This is a genomic window from Ruegeria sp. SAZD011 (assembly GCF_059612545.1).
In genome coordinates, this window is sequence record NZ_JBXWQU010000031.1 from 22,704 (window position 1) to 39,406 (window position 16,703).

General features: G+C 63.4%; 21 protein-coding genes. 8 read left to right on the forward strand and 13 right to left on the reverse strand.

The genetic code is table 11. The features are described 5' to 3' along the window. Nucleotides 1-70 precede the first annotated feature (70 nt). On the forward strand, nucleotides 71-562 hold the full coding sequence (locus AC2FLM_RS16110) for a MarR family winged helix-turn-helix transcriptional regulator (protein ID WP_430539070.1): 492 nt from the start codon (nucleotides 71-73) through the stop codon (nucleotides 560-562). Here the strand turns inward: AC2FLM_RS16110 and AC2FLM_RS16115 are convergent. From AC2FLM_RS16115 to AC2FLM_RS16135, 5 genes are all read right to left on the reverse strand, one after another. Further along, complete coding sequence (locus tag AC2FLM_RS16115) at nucleotides 556-1,350, reverse strand: DUF1194 domain-containing protein (RefSeq protein WP_496859131.1); 795 nt, start codon at nucleotides 1,348-1,350, stop codon at nucleotides 556-558. The genes AC2FLM_RS16110 and AC2FLM_RS16115 overlap by 7 nt on opposite strands. Then, nucleotides 1,347-2,036 (reverse strand): DUF1194 domain-containing protein, encoded by a 690-nt coding sequence (locus AC2FLM_RS16120; protein ID WP_496859132.1) that lies wholly within the window; start codon nucleotides 2,034-2,036, stop codon nucleotides 1,347-1,349. The genes AC2FLM_RS16115 and AC2FLM_RS16120 overlap by 4 nt, the downstream gene beginning before the upstream one ends. Further along, nucleotides 2,036-2,464 carry a VOC family protein gene (locus tag AC2FLM_RS16125; RefSeq protein WP_011047011.1) on the reverse strand — a complete coding sequence of 143 codons (429 nt, stop codon included), beginning with the start codon at nucleotides 2,462-2,464 and terminating at the stop codon, nucleotides 2,036-2,038. Before AC2FLM_RS16125 ends, AC2FLM_RS16120 begins: the two co-directional genes overlap by 1 nt. 65 nt (nucleotides 2,465-2,529) lie before the next feature. After that, nucleotides 2,530-3,930, reverse strand: coding sequence for a surface lipoprotein assembly modifier (locus AC2FLM_RS16130; RefSeq protein ID WP_496859133.1), 1,401 nt, complete (start codon nucleotides 3,928-3,930; stop codon nucleotides 2,530-2,532). An 8-nt stretch (nucleotides 3,931-3,938) separates the two neighbouring features. Continuing rightward, on the reverse strand, nucleotides 3,939-4,994 hold the full coding sequence (locus tag AC2FLM_RS16135) for a hypothetical protein (RefSeq protein WP_496859134.1): 1,056 nt from the start codon (nucleotides 4,992-4,994) through the stop codon (nucleotides 3,939-3,941). A gap of 197 nt (nucleotides 4,995-5,191) precedes the next feature. On the opposite strand from AC2FLM_RS16135, the gene thyX reads away from it, so the two are divergent. Together thyX and AC2FLM_RS16145 are read left to right on the forward strand one after the other, a co-directional pair. After that, a complete protein-coding gene (gene thyX / locus AC2FLM_RS16140) occupies nucleotides 5,192-6,100 on the forward strand; it encodes an FAD-dependent thymidylate synthase (RefSeq protein WP_234184146.1) in 909 nt (302 codons plus the stop codon). A gap of 67 nt (nucleotides 6,101-6,167) precedes the next feature. Next, the gene (locus tag AC2FLM_RS16145) at nucleotides 6,168-7,061 is read left to right on the forward strand and encodes a hypothetical protein (RefSeq protein ID WP_496859135.1); all 894 of its coding nucleotides are present in this window, start codon (nucleotides 6,168-6,170) and stop codon (nucleotides 7,059-7,061) included. Between the two features lie 94 nt (nucleotides 7,062-7,155). Here the strand turns inward: AC2FLM_RS16145 and AC2FLM_RS16150 are convergent, their stop codons facing one another. Further along, on the reverse strand, nucleotides 7,156-7,362 hold the full coding sequence (locus AC2FLM_RS16150) for a cold-shock protein (protein WP_011047016.1): 207 nt from the start codon (nucleotides 7,360-7,362) through the stop codon (nucleotides 7,156-7,158). A gap of 219 nt (nucleotides 7,363-7,581) precedes the next feature. Here AC2FLM_RS16150 and AC2FLM_RS16155 point away from each other — a divergent pair, with 219 nt between their 5' ends. Continuing rightward, nucleotides 7,582-7,899, forward strand: a complete 318-nt coding sequence (locus AC2FLM_RS16155) for an arsenate reductase family protein (RefSeq protein ID WP_496859136.1) — start codon at nucleotides 7,582-7,584, stop codon at nucleotides 7,897-7,899. 48 nt (nucleotides 7,900-7,947) lie between these two features. Further along, entirely contained in the window at nucleotides 7,948-8,316 is a 369-nt protein-coding gene (locus AC2FLM_RS16160; RefSeq protein ID WP_234144800.1) for a hypothetical protein, read from the forward strand. 40 nt (nucleotides 8,317-8,356) lie between these two features. Here the strand turns inward: AC2FLM_RS16160 and AC2FLM_RS16165 are convergent, their stop codons facing one another. The 7 genes from AC2FLM_RS16165 to AC2FLM_RS16195 all read right to left on the reverse strand — a co-directional run bounded on the left by AC2FLM_RS16165 (nucleotide 8,357) and on the right by AC2FLM_RS16195 (nucleotide 14,409). Continuing rightward, nucleotides 8,357-8,920: a DoxX family protein gene (locus AC2FLM_RS16165; RefSeq protein WP_234137766.1), complete on the reverse strand. Its 564-nt coding sequence runs from the start codon at nucleotides 8,918-8,920 to the stop codon at nucleotides 8,357-8,359. Further along, nucleotides 8,895-9,677 (reverse strand): HvfC/BufC family peptide modification chaperone, encoded by a 783-nt coding sequence (locus AC2FLM_RS16170; RefSeq protein WP_496859137.1) that lies wholly within the window; start codon nucleotides 9,675-9,677, stop codon nucleotides 8,895-8,897. Before AC2FLM_RS16170 ends, AC2FLM_RS16165 begins: the two co-directional genes overlap by 26 nt. After that, nucleotides 9,674-10,531 (reverse strand): MNIO family bufferin maturase, encoded by an 858-nt coding sequence (gene bufB, locus AC2FLM_RS16175; protein WP_496859138.1) that lies wholly within the window; start codon nucleotides 10,529-10,531, stop codon nucleotides 9,674-9,676. Before bufB ends, AC2FLM_RS16170 begins: the two co-directional genes overlap by 4 nt. Before the next feature lie 95 nt (nucleotides 10,532-10,626). Further along, nucleotides 10,627-10,929, reverse strand: coding sequence for a BufA1 family periplasmic bufferin-type metallophore (locus AC2FLM_RS16180; protein ID WP_234219117.1), 303 nt, complete (start codon nucleotides 10,927-10,929; stop codon nucleotides 10,627-10,629). Nucleotides 10,930-11,150: 221 nt separating this feature from the next. Next, nucleotides 11,151-13,097, reverse strand: a complete 1,947-nt coding sequence (thrS, locus tag AC2FLM_RS16185) for a threonine--tRNA ligase (protein ID WP_496859139.1) — start codon at nucleotides 13,095-13,097, stop codon at nucleotides 11,151-11,153. A 158-nt stretch (nucleotides 13,098-13,255) separates the two neighbouring features. Beyond that, the gene (locus AC2FLM_RS16190) at nucleotides 13,256-13,669 is read right to left on the reverse strand and encodes an MAPEG family protein (protein WP_496859140.1); all 414 of its coding nucleotides are present in this window, start codon (nucleotides 13,667-13,669) and stop codon (nucleotides 13,256-13,258) included. After that, nucleotides 13,666-14,409, reverse strand: coding sequence for an ArsR/SmtB family transcription factor (locus AC2FLM_RS16195; protein ID WP_496859141.1), 744 nt, complete (start codon nucleotides 14,407-14,409; stop codon nucleotides 13,666-13,668). The genes AC2FLM_RS16190 and AC2FLM_RS16195 overlap by 4 nt, the downstream gene beginning before the upstream one ends. Before the next feature lie 114 nt (nucleotides 14,410-14,523). On the opposite strand from AC2FLM_RS16195, the gene AC2FLM_RS16200 reads away from it, so the two are divergent. The 3 genes from AC2FLM_RS16200 to AC2FLM_RS16210 are packed head-to-tail and all read left to right on the forward strand — an operon-like array spanning nucleotide 14,524 to nucleotide 16,687. Next, nucleotides 14,524-15,267 (forward strand): alpha/beta fold hydrolase, encoded by a 744-nt coding sequence (locus tag AC2FLM_RS16200; RefSeq protein ID WP_496859142.1) that lies wholly within the window; start codon nucleotides 14,524-14,526, stop codon nucleotides 15,265-15,267. After that, the gene (locus AC2FLM_RS16205) at nucleotides 15,267-16,259 is read left to right on the forward strand and encodes an alpha/beta hydrolase (protein WP_496859143.1); all 993 of its coding nucleotides are present in this window, start codon (nucleotides 15,267-15,269) and stop codon (nucleotides 16,257-16,259) included. Before AC2FLM_RS16200 ends, AC2FLM_RS16205 begins: the two co-directional genes overlap by 1 nt. Beyond that, nucleotides 16,259-16,687 (forward strand): VOC family protein, encoded by a 429-nt coding sequence (locus AC2FLM_RS16210; protein ID WP_496859288.1) that lies wholly within the window; start codon nucleotides 16,259-16,261, stop codon nucleotides 16,685-16,687. The genes AC2FLM_RS16205 and AC2FLM_RS16210 overlap by 1 nt, the downstream gene beginning before the upstream one ends. Nucleotides 16,688-16,703 lie beyond the last annotated feature (16 nt).

The following is a 16,703-nucleotide window of genomic DNA, read 5'->3' on the forward strand; positions in this document are numbered from 1 at the left end:
TTAACTGATTCTTTGGGTTTTCGTCTCAGAGTGTTCGGCAAGCAGCAGCGAGTCGGAGAGACGGATGAGTATGGAGAGGCAGATCGCCCAGGCCGGCGCCAAAGGTTTCATGGCAAACTATCTGGAGGCGCTGTCTCTGGTCGAGCGGTTGCACCGGCTGCTGCTCGACGTCATCAAGGACGAGTTCGAGCGGGTCGGCGTGCTGGAAATCAACGCGGTACAGGCGCTTTTGCTGTTCAATATCGGCGATAACGAGGTGACTGCGGGCGAATTGAAAAGCCGCGGCTATTACCAGGGCAGCAATGTCAGCTACAACCTCAAGAAGCTGGTCGAGATGGGCTATATGCATCACCAGCGCTGCGAGATCGACCGCCGGTCGGTTCGGGTCAGGCTGACCCAGCGTGGTCGCGAGATCCGAGATGTGGTGGCCGAGCTGTTCATGCGCCATGCCGAGGGGTTGCAAAGCCGTGGCGTGTTGGGGCCCGACGGAATCGAGGAGATCACCTCGGCCCTGAAACGGGTGGAGCGGTACTGGACCGATCAGATCCGGTACATTTATTGAGGCAGGACAGGCCCAGGCAGGACAGGCCCAGGCAGGACAGGCCCAGGCAGGACAGGCGCGTGTAGCTGCGTCGCGGTGCGGGCGGGAAGGGCAGAGAGAACCAGCCCCTCCAGCTCGCGCCGCAGTTTTCGCTCCATTGCGGCCTGATAGTCATCATATCCCAGCGCCACCTCGACAAAGGCGCCGGGTCCCAGGATCACCCAGGCGCCGTAATAGGCCGACAGCTCTCCAATCTGGGTCTGGCGGAGGTCCGTGGAGGTCATGCTGTCCGCGCCAATCACCAGCGCGTTGACGGTCAGGCCGGTGCCCTCCAGCGCGGCTTTTACGGCGCGGGGATGCGGACCCATGTTGTGCTTGCCATCGCCGGACAGGTCGAGTGTGCGTTTCCAGCAATCGGGCTGTTGGGCCAGCAGGGTGGCTCCGTGTCGCATCGCGGGGCCGACGGCCGTTCCCGGCGGCGCCGTAGTCCGGCGGGTGGCGCGGAGGGTGGCCGCGACCGCCTCCATATCGGCTGTGGTGCCGATCTGCCGCCAGGGCAGGATCAGGCGCTGAAACCCCGGTTCGCTCCATTCATAGACGGCCAGCCGGATCGGGTGGCCGGGCATCGCCAGCAGGCGCGACTGAACCGCGGGCGACAGCAGCGCGGCGGCCAGCCCGTCGAGTTGCAACCGGTATTCGCGCGCATCGACCGAGCCGGATACGTCGAGCCCCAGTGCCAGCGCCTGCCGACACCCGGCCCAACCGGGCGCTGGCACCAGCAGGACCAGAAGCGCCAACACGCGGATCATCGCAGCCCCCCGATCACCAGCCCGGACAGTTCCCGTTCCAGCTTGCGCCGCATGGCGCGTTCGAAATCGGCAAAGCCCTGCGCCACCTCGAGAAAGGCGCCGGGGCCATGCAGCACCTCGGTCTCGAAATAAGGGATCAGCTGAATCTCGGTCTCGTATTCGGCCCCGTTGATCGCCAGCCCGTTCACGGTAATCCCGTCAAACGCCGGTGTGGCATAGGCCGCGCGTGGGCCGAAGCCCTCGTTATTCTCGCCATCGCCCGACAGGTCGATCGTGTGGAACAGGCAGTCGGGACCCCGCGCCCGCAGCGCCGCGCCATAGGCCAGCGCGTGTCCCATTGCGGTGGGCGCCTCGGTCGTGGCGCGTTGAGACGCCGCAATCCGGGCGGCGGCGCTCTCCAGATCGGCGCGCGAGCGGATCAGCACCCAGTCGACCAGCAGGTGCTGGTCGGTCGGCCCGCTCCACTCATAGGCGGCAAGCGCCACCGGTTGCGGTGTCGACAAGGCCGCGCGCACCACTTCGGGGGCCAGCAACGCCATCGCCAGCCCCTGCCGCTGCAACCGATCCTCGCGGGCATCGACCGAGCGCGACACATCGAGCGCCAGGGCAAGGGCCAGGCGGCATTCCACAGCCGACGCCTGCGTTGCCAGCACTGCAAGCAGACAGGCGGCGGCGGCCCGGCGCATCACCAGTGGCCGGTGCTGTCCATGCTGACCCAGGGTTCGGCCGGGTCCAGCGCGGCACCGTTCTGCAAAAGCTCGATCGAGATATTGTCGGGCGAGCGGATAAAGGCCATGCGCCCGTCGCGCGGTGGCCGGTTGATGGTGATACCGTTCTCTTGCAACATCGCGCAGGTGGCATAGATGTCGTCGACCCCATAGGCGAGATGCCCGAAATGGCGGCTGTCGCTGGGCAGCCCGTCGTCACCATCCCAGTTATAGGTCAGTTCCAGCGGGGTCTCGTCCTGACCGGGTGCGGCAAGATAAACGAGGGTAAACCGCCCCTCTTCGCTGTCGTAGCGGCGGATTTCGCGTAGGCCGAGCAATTCGTAGAAGGCCATGGATTTTTCCAGGTCCTTCACGCGGACCATGACATGCAGATATTTGAGCGGCATCGCTTGATTTCCTGTTCTGGGTGTCGGGCGAAGCCTAGCGCAGTGGCCGGCAATGTCGAGACCACCTAGAACGCCGATTGGATGCCGAAATTCACTCCGAACCGGCGCGCGTCATAAAGCGCGATGTTGCTTTCGGTGCGCGAGGCGCTGATGCGCATGGTCGGGTTGAAGCCGTAGTAGTCTATCTTGTTGAAGATCAGCGTGAAATCGGCCTCGTACCTGTCCTCTTGCCGGCCGTTGCGATCATGTGGGGACACGTCATAGTCGCGGCTGCGCGCCCAGAGGCCCAGCTGTGCTGTGGCGCCAAGGATCGGTTTGGCAAAGGTGATCTGGGCGCGCAGCGCGATTTCGTCGAACTCGTCTGCGGCCACGTCAGAGGTCGCCACCGCCCCGGTCAGATTGGTCCACAGCGTCGTCCCCCCCGCGAGCGGCAGGGTATAGGACAGATCCGCGCGTATCGTGTCCTGATCGCTGCGGGTCACGCCCCATTGCCGCTCGGCGGCGATGCGGGCGTTGATCTGGCGCCCCCTGTCCAGCTTGTAGCTTTGCCCCAGGCTGAGCCGCGCAAAGCGGGCATATTCGTTGCCGCCATACCAGCTCTGCCCGACATCGACAAAGAAACGGTATTCGCCGCGCCGGTCGAAATTGATGCCGCGCTGGCCATAGCCCAGCGTGTAGGAGGCGAAGGAAAAATCGCTGGCACGGGCGGTTGGGGCAATGGCCTTGGCCTCGGAGGACAGCGAATAGGCGCGCAGATCGACCGACAGGATCAGGTCATGCGCGCGGGTCGGCAATTCGCGAAACCGGTAGCGAGTGGTCAGGCCCAGCGCATATTCGATTCCTGACAGCGCCCGCGCCGATCCGCCCAGCTGATATTCGACCGGCTGGCCATAAAGGACTTCGGACAGTTTGTAGTTCAGGAACGAGGACCGTTGCGAGGAACCGTTGTTGATATTGCTGTCCGGGGTGATCGCAAAGGACAGTCGCGTCAACCAGGGGTTGCGCGCCCGGACATAGCGGAAATCGCGCACGGCGATCCGGCTCAACTCCTCGGACGGGGCATGTTCGACGGCGCGGCGCAGCCACCATTGCGCGAGGGTGCGGCGGTCATCCGAGGCGAGCGCCTGGGCCATGACCATCGAGCTTGCGAATTTCTGCTCGTCGGTTTCGGACAGCCGCCAGGCCTGTTGGGCAGAGCTGCGCGCCTCGTCAAAGCGGCCAAGCGTGCGGGCCGCGCGAGAATGTACCAGCAGCGCCTGCCGGTCCGCCGGATCACGCTGCAACAAAGCCTGCGCATAGCTATAGGCCTGTTCCGGCGCCCCGATGCGGAGCGCCTGGACGGCGGTGGCCCTGAGTTCATCGGGGCTCAGCCTGACCGGCGCCTCGGCACCGAGCACAGAGGGCAGCAACCCGGTCAGAAGGGCCAGAGCCGCGATGGGGCGGCGTATCTTTCCCCACGGCCGCATCACCGGCCTCAGTTGTAGACGATGAAGCCGCCGGTCTCGCGAACCGAGGTCGCAGCCGGGTCGCGCTTGGTTTCCAGCACCACCACGCCCACGATCTCTTGTGCCCTGTCACCCGAGACGATGGCATAGTAATTGCCTTCCTCGAACAGCAGCGCCTGGCCTTCGTTGTTCACGAAATAGCTGGTCATCTGACCCAGTATCTCGCCATTGTCGTCCATCACGCCGGGACCGACCGTGAATGTGGCGGTCGGGATTTCCCTCAGGGTGGCGTTGTTCTGGGTGTTGATCCGGTTCAGCGTGGTTTCGGTAACGTCGTTGCCGTCCATGTCAAAGATGCGGCGATTGCGGATTTCGCCGCGTACCGCGTCCCCTCGGGTGCCGGTGGTATCGTTGAAATCGTCAAAGTCGATGGCGATGCGGATATCACCGGTGGTGTATTCCAGCGCACCGACACCGTTGTAATCGCGCAAGCCCGCAACGTTCCCCGAGAACAGCGCCTGGCCGGTGGTCGGCAGGTTCACCTCGTTATTACGCTGGTAGATGAAACCGCCAAACCCATAGCCGACATAGGCGCCGGTCCGCACGATGGCGAATTGCGTATTGCCCGAGGTCGAGACGCCATAAATGGCGCGGTGGCGGAACTGGTTGACCGGCTGGCCATCGAAACTGTCCAGGAACTGGGCGTCAGCCTCGTAGACCGCATAGGGGCCGAGGCTGCCGACTGTGGTTCCGCGGGAATAGGTATTGTCGCCATCGAAGCCGAGGTTGTCGACCGAGAAGGTGTCGTCGGCGGCGTTGTAACGGACATCACGGGCAAAACCGTTACCGTTATAGGCGGTTTCGGTGCTGGTGGGTTCGCTTCTGAAGATCCCGGTTCTTGCGGTGGGCGAAGTTGTTCCCGGCGGAAGCGTACGATCACCTTGGATGGGCGAACCTGTATCGCCGCCCGTGTCGCCACCGCTGCCACCGTCGCCGGATCCATCACCAGTTCCAAATACGGCATCGGAGCCACCGCACGCTGCCAACACAACGCACGTTGCGACCGCAACGAGATGGGGTTTCATAACTGCCTGCCTCTGCTCTTTTGTCAGATCATTTTGGCCGATAGTCCGGTCTGATGACACGAAAGTCAATCGCAACCTGAGCGGGTTGTCGGAAAGCGAAACAGGGTGTCCGAAAAGCCATACCTCATATGGCGGTTTTGGTACGGCGCGCGGCCATATATAGTATAGCTGCGACTCATGTAGTGAAAGGACACCCGATGCCGCTTTCCCCGGAACAATTGGCCGAGATCGAGGCCCAGCGGGCGCAGACCGCGCCGACCCGCCGTGTCGTGTCGCCGGGGATGGAGGAGCATCTCTATACCGCGCATCCGGTGCTGGATCACGGCTTTGTCCGGGTGATCGACTATATGGGCGACGATGCGGCGATCTGTCAGGCGGCGCGCGTCAGCTATGGCAAGGGTACCAAATCGGTGCAGAATGACGAAGGTCTGATCCGCTACCTGATGCGGCACTGGCACTCGACCCCGTTCGAGATGTGCGAGGTCAAGCTGCATGTGAAACTGCCGGTTTTCGTGGCCCGACAGTGGATCCGGCACCGCACCGCCAATGTGAACGAATACTCGGCGCGCTATTCGATCCTGGATCGTGAATTCTATATCCCGGCGCCCGAGCATGTGGCGGCGCAATCGGCGGTCAACAACCAGGGCCGGGGCGAGGCGCTGCAAGGGGAGGAGGCGGCGCGCGTGCTGGAGATCCTCAAGGCCGACAGTGCCCGCTGCTACGACAATTACGAGGCGATGATCGGACAGGAAGGTCAGCAGGGCCTGGCGCGCGAACTGGCGCGGATGAACCTGCCAGCCAATATCTATACCCAATGGTACTGGAAGGTCGATCTGCACAACCTGTTCCATTTCCTGCGGTTGCGTGCAGACGCGCATGCGCAATACGAGATCCGGGTCTATGCCGAAACCATGTGCCGCCTGGTCGCCGACTGGGTGCCGTTCGCCTACAAGGCGTTCGAGGATTACCGGCTGGGTGCGGTAAACCTGTCGGCGCAGATGGTCGACAGCCTGCGCCGGATGCTGGCAGGCGAGGCGGTGACACAAGAGACCTCGGGCCTTTCGGCGCGCGAATGGCGCGAATTCCAGGACGTCATCGGCCGGTAATACGCCTTGAAGTTGAAAAATCGCAGATAATCTGCCATCCTCCCCCTGTTTTCCGGGGGGAGGATCGATGCGTAGATCGTTTCTGGGTTTGTGCCTTGCCGTGCCGCTTGCCGCCTGTGTGCAGCATGAAGGAACCTCGGGCGGCGATACTGCCAGGCTGATTTTCTTTGGCGGCGCCAATACCGACAGGATGAACATCGTTCTGCCGGATTTCCCGACCGAACGCTGTGCCCTGCGCAAACCTCCGCCACCGCCGACGGACGGCGACCGAGAAGCGGCGCTGTTGCGGACGGCGCTGTTATCCATTGTGACCAACGTGTTGACCAATGCGGTGGTCGAGGGCGCGCGAAAATGGGCACAGCGCTATCAGGCGCGCTATGTCGGTTCGGCAAACTTCTCGAATTTCCAGATCGGGCGCACCACAAACGATATCCGCTGCGTCGGTATCGTCCGCATGGGGCCCTTGAGTACCGACAAGACCCGTCGCGATCTCTATTCGGCGATCGTGCTCGAGCTGAAGGAAATCGGCGATGGTGCCATGTTCGTAAGGCCCGTCTATTCCTATACCCCGGTGCTGAAGGCCGCGACCAGCGTGAAGGCCGAGGAAATCGGCTGGGCAGGGGCCGCCGTCACCCTGTCTGTGGCTGCGGTCGATGCCGACGGCGAATTGGTCAGCCACTCGCAAAGCCTGGGATTGAGACCTGCAAGGGCAAATGTCTCATCGCCTTTTGGGGGCGTCCGGCACAGGGCGGTTCCCGAGATCTATCCCGACAGTCCTGAGGGCGGATACGATACGGCGATCATGCCCTATCATCAGGGGCGGCCGGTCACGTTGAGTATCGCCGTTACCGAGGTTGGCGCGGGCGCAAACGATGCCAAGGCCCTTGCCGGCGCGGTAGAGGCGAACAAAGGGGCGATTGCGACCCTGATCAGCGGGTCGCTACAGCGGGCATCCGATTGAGGCCGGAGGCCGCGTCGCGGTCATCGGGTGACCGGCGGCCGTGCGTCCCGGCCGCCGCCAGATGCATGACCCGGAAACAACCGGGCTGGTCCCGTTACAGTGGCTTGATGTCTCCGGCCATCTTGCGGCCGTCACGTCCGTCCAGCATTTCAAAGGACACTTTCTGGTTGTCGGCGAGTCCAGTCAGACCGGACCTTTCGACAGCCGAAATATGTACAAAAACGTCCTTGCCCCCATCATCAGGGGCAATGAACCCGTAACCTTTTGTTGCGTTAAACCATTTCACGGTGCCGGTAGGCATGTCCCGTGTCTCCTTCTACCTTCCAGGTCACCCCTGTAATTGTCGGGGTCGTGATCGGGCGACCGGACAGGCGAACGCCCGGTCCAGCATGAACATGCCGGACGCCGACAGGCCGGAAGCTCCGGCCACAAGATTGCACGGTGCGTGCAAAAATCAAGAAAAAGGGGGTGTCGAGGCGCAAAATGCGCGATATTTCCGCAGTAACAAGAAGGGGGCGCCATGCTGATCTATGGTCTGAAGAACTGCGATACCTGCCGCAAGGCGTTGAAATCCCTGCCGGATGCGCGGCTTGTCGATGTGCGCGCCGACGGGATCGATCCGGCGGTCCTGGGCCGGGCCTGGGCGCGATTTGGCGGCGATCTTCTCAACACTCGCTCGACCACATGGCGTGGGCTGGACGAGGCCGAGCGCGCGCGCGCGCCGCTGGACCTCATTGCCGAGCATCCCGCGTTGATGAAACGGCCGCTGATCGAAGCCGGGGGGGAATTTTACCTCGGTTGGACCCCCTCCACCCGTCAGGCCCTTGGTCTGGACTAGGACCGGCCTTATGTCGGTCCTGTAGGAAAACGCAGGAGAGAACCCAAGATGCGCAATGCCGCCCTTGTTCTGGGGATCATCGCCGGTCTGATCGGTATGTTGGTCGGCTTTTTCAGCTTTGGCTATGTCGAGGCGATCGAGCATTTCGGCGAAATCGACGGGCTGGCCGAGCAGGTCGAGAATGCCGATCTGGTGCAGATGACCTCGATCATCGCGCCGATGCTGGCGATTGCGGGCGGTGCCATGGCGCGGTCGCGGGCGCTTTGGGGCGGGGTGCTGCTGCTGGTGTCGGCGGCGGGGATGTATCACGCCTTTGGCTTCAACGTGTTCACCATGTTCCCCATCGCCTTTGCCGCGGTGGGCGGGGTTCTGGGCGTGGCCGCGGGCAAGCCGGACGAGCCCAAGGCGCATTTCTGAAGGTTCTGGCCCACGCCGGGGGCGCGGGCCAACAAGGTGTTCAGGCCATGGCCGCCTGGGTGCGACCGCGCATCAGCGCATCGACCGACAGCGCCCCGGCGCCCTTGATCACCAGCAGGCTGAGGGTGAACACCCAGAACAGGCGCTGGTCCATGATCACGCTGCTGGCCTGATTGTCGAACCAGGCGCCCAGCGTGGCCAGATCGGTGGCGCCGTGGCCATAAACGTCGGTCAGCGACTGCACCACCACGAAACCGATCATGCCGAGCGCGGCCAGACGGGTGAACAGGCCGATGACGATCAGCAGCGGCAGGATGAATTCGGCATAGGTGCCCGCCATGACCACGGCCCAGTGAAACAGGCCCAGTTGCGATACGTCATAGCCGACCGCTTCGAGTTGTTTCGGGAAAATCTGGCTATAAGCGCCGATCGAGGGGCTGAAGAGGCCGAAAATCCCATCCCCCAGCTTGGTCAGGCCGGAATTCCAGTAATAGACCAGCAGCACGGCCGCAAAGGTGAAACGGGCAAACAGTGGCAACAGCCAATCTCCGGCGGTTTCCACCAGGCCGAAGACACGGTTATGGATCGAGACGAGTGGGTTCATTGTCTTGTCCTTGCTCTGTGAGTGAGGTGATGGCGCCGCCCTGGAGCAGCAGGGCGAGCGTGGCGCCTAGGTCGAAATCGGGGGTCTGTTCGGCGGCGGCCTCATAGGCCGCGCCGATGGTGGCGCTGCCTTGCAGCGCGATGATCCAGTCGGCACCGCCGGGGGGCAGCAGCTGCGGGATCGGGTCATATTCGGGCCGGGTGATCAGCACGTCCTGCGCCTCGGGCATCGGCTTGGGTGCGCCGTCCTCGGTATTGAACCGCCAGATCGCGTGGATCGGCCAGGGCGAGCGCAACAGGCGCATCGCGGGGGCGAATTCCAGTCGCGAAGCCATCAGCGCCTCGGGGTCGATGGCCAGAACCTGCGGGTCGATGGGCGTGCTGTCGGCGGCGTGATAGGCATGGCGCAACGCCAGTTCCAGCCGCGCCACATCCGGCAGATAGCCCAGATGCGACAGCTGCTGCATCCCGGCCAGAAACTCGGGGAATGTCTCGCCATAGAACATCATCAGCGGCGATGTGGGGGGATGCTGGCGCAGGTAGATGCCTGCAAGCCCGTCCATGTTCTGCGTACCCAGCAGTTTGGCGATCACGGGAAAGGCCTGGTGCATCGCCTCGGTCAGCGAGACCGCGACATTGTTGCGATAGACGTCAAACCGCCGGCCCGCCGGCTGCGCGCCCGCGTCGCACAGGCCCTGCGGCACCGCGCTGGCCGGGTCCAGCAGCGCGGTGTGGAACTGGGTTTGCGAGACGCTCATGCCGGGATGCGCTCCAGCGCCCTTTGCGCGCGCGCCGCCTCGGCCCGCAACACGGGCCAGTCCGGCACATCGGTATCCCATTCGATCAGGATCGGTTTCGGCCCGGACCGGTCGAGCACGTAGTCGAGCAACGCCCAGACCGGATCCACCACCTCGCGCCCGTGGCTGTCGATCAGCAGCGGGTGGCCGTGGTCGTCGGTATCCTCGTCATGGCCGCCCAGATGAATCTCGCCCACATGCTCCAGCGGATAGGCGTCGATATAACCCTGCGGTGAAAAGTCGAGATTTGTGGCCGAAACAAAGACGTTGTTGACGTCCAGAAGCAATCCGCAACCGGTGCGCCGGGCGATTTCGCGCAGGAAATCGGGCTCGGACCAGGTGCTTTCGGCAAAGGCCAGGTAGGAAGAGGGGTTTTCCAGCAGCATCCGGCGCCCGACCACATCCTGCACCTGGTCGATGTGATCGCAGACACGCGTCAGCGTGGCGTCAGTATAGGGCAGCGGCAGCAGGTCGTTCAGGAAATGGCTGTCATGGGTGGACCAGGCCAGATGTTCCGAGAAACTGGCCGGGTTCAGCCAGCCCACCAGATGTTTCAGCCGGGCCAGATGGTCGGCATCCAGCGCACCTTCGCCACCAATCGACAGGCCGACCCCATGCACCGAGATCGGGAACCGCTCGGACAGTTGGCGCAGTTGCGCCAGCGGACGGCCGCCATCGCCCATGTAGTTTTCGGCATGGATTTCCAGCCAGCCCACCGGGCCGGGCGCCTCGAGGATTTCTGCGAAATGCTGCGGCTTGTACCCGACGCCCGGCTTGGCAGGCAGGTGGGTATCGGTTCGCGAACTGTCCAGCATCTGTCCAATCCTTTGCGGCAATGGGGGATGGGCAAGGAGATAGAAAGAATAGGGGCGGGCCGATGCTCCGGCCCGCCCCGCGTTCCGGTGCCGGCTTATGCGGGCAGGTCACGCTCCAGCGCTTCCAGAGAACCCTTGCGGGCCGAGCCATCGGCCTGGGCGGGCAGTTCCATGCTTTCGCAGGTGCCCGCATCGACCAGAGTCCAGGCATTGCCCTGGTAATCCACGGTCGAGGTACCGGCACAGGTGGTGCCGGGGCCGGCGGCGCAATCGTTCTTGCCGGCCAGCGAAACGCCATAGCATTTCTCCTTGGCCTGGGCGCTGGCGGTGGTGGCGGTGCCAGCCAGTGCTGCTGCAACGGCGCCTGCGATGGCAAGGGTCTTTGCGGTGTTCGACATGTCGTTCATCCCTTCGTGATCGTGTGATATGTCTGCTTTGGACAGTTCAAAGGTAGTGTGCGGTGGGCGCCGTTTGAATTCACGACCCCGTGTCTCACATTCCCGTCAGAATTCTTGGGCAAGTGTTGCGATAAACAAAGGGATTCTTGCGGCGTGGGCCGGAAATGTTACAGGCCAGCCCCCGGTCCGGGGGCTGGCCTGCGCAGCGTTCGTGAGAATTGTTACAGAAGATCGGGGGGCGTCGCGGCCTGTCCCAGCTCTTTTGTAACATCCGCCAGGCTCTGCACGCTGGTTTGTTTTTCGCCCAGCCGACGGACCGATACGGTCCGCTCCTCGACCTCGCGTTGACCGACGGCCAGGATCACCGGAACCTTGCCCACCGAATGCTCGCGGACCTTGTAGTTGATCTTCTCGTTGCGGGTGTCGGCCTCGGCCCGAACGCCTGCGGCACGCAATTCGGCCACCACCTGATGCACATAGTCGTCCGCCTCCGAGGTGATCGAGGCGACCACCACCTGGCGCGGCGCCAGCCAGAAGGGCAGCTTGCCCGCGTGTTCCTCGATCAGGATGCCGATGAACCGCTCGAACGAGCCCAGCGTTGCGCGGTGCAGCATCACGGGGCGATGCTTGGCCCCGTCGGCGCCGACATAGGTGGCGTCCAGCCGCTCGGGCAGCACGAAATCGACCTGGAAAGTGCCGCATTGCCAGTCGCGCCCGATGGCGTCGGTCAGCACGAATTCCAGTTTCGGGCCATAGAAGGCACCCTCGCCCGGATTGAGCTCTGGCTCGATCCCGGCGGCGCGGGTGGCGGACAAGAGGGCGCTTTCGGCCTTGTCCCAGACCGCGTCCGATCCGGCGCGGGTTTCGGGCCGGTCCGAGAACTTGACCTTGAAGCTTTCGAAGCCGAGGTCCTTGTAGATGGCGCTAAGGAAGCGGATGAATTCGGCGGTTTCCGCCTCGATCTGTTCCTCGGTCGAGAAGATATGCGCGTCATCCTGGGTAAACCCGCGCACCCGCATGATACCATGCAGCGCGCCCGAGGGCTCATAGCGGTTGCACGAGCCGAACTCGGCCATCCTGAGCGGCAGGTCACGGTAGGATTTCAGCCCGACCTTGAAGATCTCGACATGGCAGGGGCAGTTCATCGGCTTGAGCGCATTGACCGCCTTTTCGCGGGCATGTTCCTCGTCCACCTCGACGATGAACATGTTCTCCTGGTATTTCTCCCAATGACCCGAACGCTCCCACAGCTTGCGGTCGACGACCTGGGGCGTGTTCACCTCGACATAGCCGCCGCGGCGCTGCTGGCGACGCATATAGTCCTGCAACTCGGTATAGATCGTCCAGCCGTTGGGGTGCCAGAACACCTGGCCCGGCGCCTCTTCCTGCATGTGAAACAGGTCCATCTCGCGGCCCAGCTTGCGGTGGTCGCGCTTGGCGGCCTCTTCCAGCATGTGCAGATGCGCTTTCAGCTTTTCCTTGCCGGTGAAGGCGACGCCATAGATGCGTTGCAGCATCGGGCGTTTGCTGTCCCCGCGCCAATAGGCGCCGGCGATGGACATCAGCTTGAACGCGTCGCCGGGGACCTGGCCGGTGTGTTGCAGGTGCGGGCCGCGACACAGATCCTGCCAATGGCCGTGCCAGTACATGCGGATCGGCTCGGTGCCGGGAATAGCCTCGATCAGCTCGACCTTGTAGGGTTCGTTATTGGCCTTGTAGAATTCGATCGCGCGCGTGCGTTCCCAGACCTCGGTGGTCACGGGCTCGCGCTTGTTGATGATTTCTTTCATCTTTTTCTCGATCAGGCCGAGATCTTCGGGAGTGAAGGGCTCCGCACGGTCGAAATCGTAATACCAGCCGTTCTCGATGACCGGGCCGATGGTCACCTTGGTCGCTGGCCAGGTCTCCTGTACGGCGCGGGCCATGATATGGGCCAGGTCGTGGCGCACCAGCTCGTTGGCTTGCGCCTCGTCGGCCATGGTGTGAATGGCGATCTGCGCATCGGCCGAGATGGGCCATTGCAGGTCCCAGTGCTTGCCGTCGACGGTGGCGGAGATGGCTTTTTTCGCCAGCGAGGTGGAGATATCGGCGGCGACCTGCGCGGGCGTTACGCCTGCGTCATAGGATCGTGCATTGCCATCGGGAAAGGTGAGAGAGATCTGGGCCATATCTGGCGGCTCCTCGTCGGTTTGGCGCCCACTGAACGCCCGGTTGCGGGTTATGGTGTCCGCCCGATTTGGCAGGGGCCGCAGACGAAGTCAAGGCAGCAGACTTTCGCAGAAAGTCTGTGCCCAAAGTTTCGCGAAACTTTGGGCCGGCCGCGCGGTCAGCGCGCGGCAAAGATGGCATAGGCCATCAACAGAGTGCAGATCCAGCCCGCGCTGAACAGGATGGGGCGCAGCGGCATCCGGGCATAGCCCGAGATCATGCCCGCCGCATGCAGCACCCGGATCCAGAAAAAGGCGATCGCGGTCCAATAGGTCAGCGTCGAGAACCCGTTCATAAGCGCCAGGATCAGCACCAGCACCGCAAAGGGCATCGCCTGCTCCAAGAGGTTCAGATGCGCCCGGTGGGCGCGCTGCACCCAGGGGCGCAGATTGGAAATCTGCGCTGGCCGGGCGAAGGCCTCTTCTTGCGAGGGATCGGTGGCGATGCCGACGACATAGGGAATCCAGAGCGAGGCGGCGAGGATCATCAGGCAGGTGAGAATGCCCAGTTCGGTGGGAAAGCTCTCCATCATGCGGCCCCTTTCAGCGCGGTTCCGGTTTCCAGATAGCTCTTGAGCGAGGCGGCCAGGCGTGCCCAGCCTTCGCCGATGCCATCCTGCCCGGCGGCAAGGTTGTAGTGCTCGATGGTCAGCTTGCAGATCTCGCCCTGAGGTTCGATCAGATAGACCATTTCCGAGGCTACGGCGCCCGGCCCCATGAAAAGCGGCTCGAAGCTCATCTCGATGCGGGATTTCGGGTCAAGCTTTCGGGTCACCTGCCGCAACATCGCGCCGCCGGCGGGAGTGATGAACTCGACAGTCTCGCCGGGCGAGACCGCACCGCGTACCTCGTTGCAGAGGAAGTGATAGGCCGCCATCTGCTCGGTCTCGGTCAGCGCCGCCCAGAGCGCATCCTGTGTGCAGCGGATGAATGTCTGCATCATGAAATCGGGCTTTCCCATTCTGTTCTCCGTTTCCAATTTCTCTTTCAGCGCGGCCAGCCCCTGTGCCTGCGGTTGCAGGAAGGGCGCCACCCAGCGGTTGATCATGTCCTGCAAGGGCAGGGGATTGAGGTAATGGTATTTGAACCGCCCCTCGCGACGGCTGAGGACCAGATGCGCCTCCTCCAGCAGCTTGAGGTGTTTCATGACCCCGAACCGGGTCATGTCGAACTTGCTTTCCAACTCGCTCAGGCTTTGCCCGTCCTTCTGGCGCAATTGATCCAGAATGGCGCGGCGGGCGGGGTCGTTGAGAGCTTTGAAAAGTATGTCCATGTTGCGACTATATGTGATTCTATAGTCACGTGACAATATGGTAACTTAATGAGCCTTGCACCCGCCTGCAAAGCGATGGAGGCTTGGGAAAACGACCAGCAAAGGAAAAGCCCGGTGAGCGATACTCTGACAACCGACCAGGGGCGCAGCCTCGCCTATCATCTCACCCCGGGCGACGGCCCCTGCATCGTGTTCCTGGGCGGGCTGAAGTCGGACATGGAGGGTACCAAGGCGGTGCATCTGGAGGCCTGGGCACGTGGGCGGGGGCATGCGTTTCTGCGGTTCGACTATTCCGGGCATGGTGAAAGCTCAGGCATATTCGACGAGGGCGCGATCGGGGACTGGCATCAGGATACGCTGGCCGTTGTCGATAGCCTGACCGAGGGGCCGTTGATCGTGGTGGGTTCGTCGATGGGCGGCTGGCAGGCGCTCTTGCTGGCGCGGGCGCGGCCAGGGCGGATCGCGGGCATGGTGACCATCGCCGCAGCGCCGGATTTCACCGAGGACGGCTGGTGGGCCGGGTTTGACGCGGGCCAAAAGGCGCAGCTGGCGGCCGAGGGCCGGGTGGAGCTGCCCTCGGACTATATGGAACCCTATATCGTCACCCGCCGGATGATCGAGGATGGGCGTAATCATCTGGTGCTGCGCGCGCCGCTGCATCTGCCGTTCCCGGTGCGCTTCCTGCAAGGTACCGCCGATACGGCGGTGTCGGTCGATACGGCGGTGCGCCTCTTGAATCATGCCACCGGGCCCGACATGCGCCTCTTGCTGGTCAAGGATGCCGATCACCGCTTTTCGGACGAGGCCTGCCTGAAGATCATCGAGGACGCGGTGATCGACGTGCGGGGAGTGGGCTGATGCGACGGTTTGGGAAGTTTCTGGGGCGTGTCCTGGCTGTTCTGGCGCTGGCGGGGGGGCTGGCCTGGTGGTTTGGCCCCTACGAAAACGTCGATCTGAAGGCCCGTTTCGACCCGCGCAAGTTCGGCGAGGGAGTGCAGGTCTATTTCGAGAGTATCGAGTCGCGTTTTGCCGATATCACGCCGGGTGTCGAAAAACGTGTGGTCTGGACGCCGGACGGATATGAGCGCCGGACGCGCTATGCGCTGGTCTATCTGCACGGGTTCTCGGCCACTTCCGAGGAAATCCGCCCGGTGCCCGATCGCATAGCCCAGGCGCTGGGCGCCAATCTGGTCTATACCCGGCTGCAAGGTCATGGGCGCGGCAGCGATGCGATGGAGCAGGGCAGCGCATCGGGCTGGATGCGGGACGCGGCCGAGGCGCTGGCAGCGGGCCGTGCGGTTGGCGAGCGGGTGATCGTCATGGCCACCTCGACCGGTGGCACGCTGGCGGCGGCGGCGGCGCTGGACCCCGGCATGTCGGCGGATGTGGCGGCGATGATCCTTGTCTCGCCCAATTTCGGGGTGAACGACCCAATGGCCTTTGTTCCGACCCTGCCGGGCGCGCGCTATTGGTTGCCCGCGGTCATGGGTGGCGAGCGCGATGCCAGCAGCCCGGACCCGGAGAAAAACATCTATTGGACCACCCGTTACAGCTGGTCGGCGCTGGTGCCGATGGCGGCCTTGGTCAAGACGGTGATGGCGCTTGATTTCGGGCAGGCCCGGGTGCCGGCCCTGTTCTGGTTTTCGCCCGACGACAAGGTGGTGCGCCCCGATCTGACGGGCGAGGTCGCCCGGCGCTGGGGCGGACCGGCCGAGATGCGCACCGTCACCATAGGGCCGGGCGACGACCCGTCCTCGCATGTGATCGCGGGCGATATCATGTCGCCGGGGCAGACCGATATCGCGGTTGCGGGCATGCTCGCCTGGCTGCGGGAACAGGGAATAGAATGATGGACCAGCGGGTGAGCCTGATCACTATCGGCGTCGAGGATGTCGAGGCGGCGGCATCCTTTTACGAGGCGTTGGGATGGCGCCGGGTCGACACCCCGGACGGGGTGATCGCCTTTGACCTGATCGGGCAGGTTCTGGGCCTTTATTCCTTGGCGGCGCTGGCCGAGGATATCGGCCTGCCGGTGGGCGCGCTGGGGCAGGGGGCGATGACGCTGAGCCATAATTGCCGCGACCGGGAAACGGTTGATGCGTTACTGGAGCGTGCGCAGAGGGCGGGGGCCGAGATCCTCAAACCCGCGACAGAGGTGTTCTGGGGAGGCTATCACGGCTATTTCCGTGCGCCGGATGGCAGCATCTGGGAAATCGCCCATAACCCGTTTTCGGCGCTGGGACCCAATGGCGAGTTTCGCTGGAACGGGTACGGCTGATGCGCCGCCCGGGCAG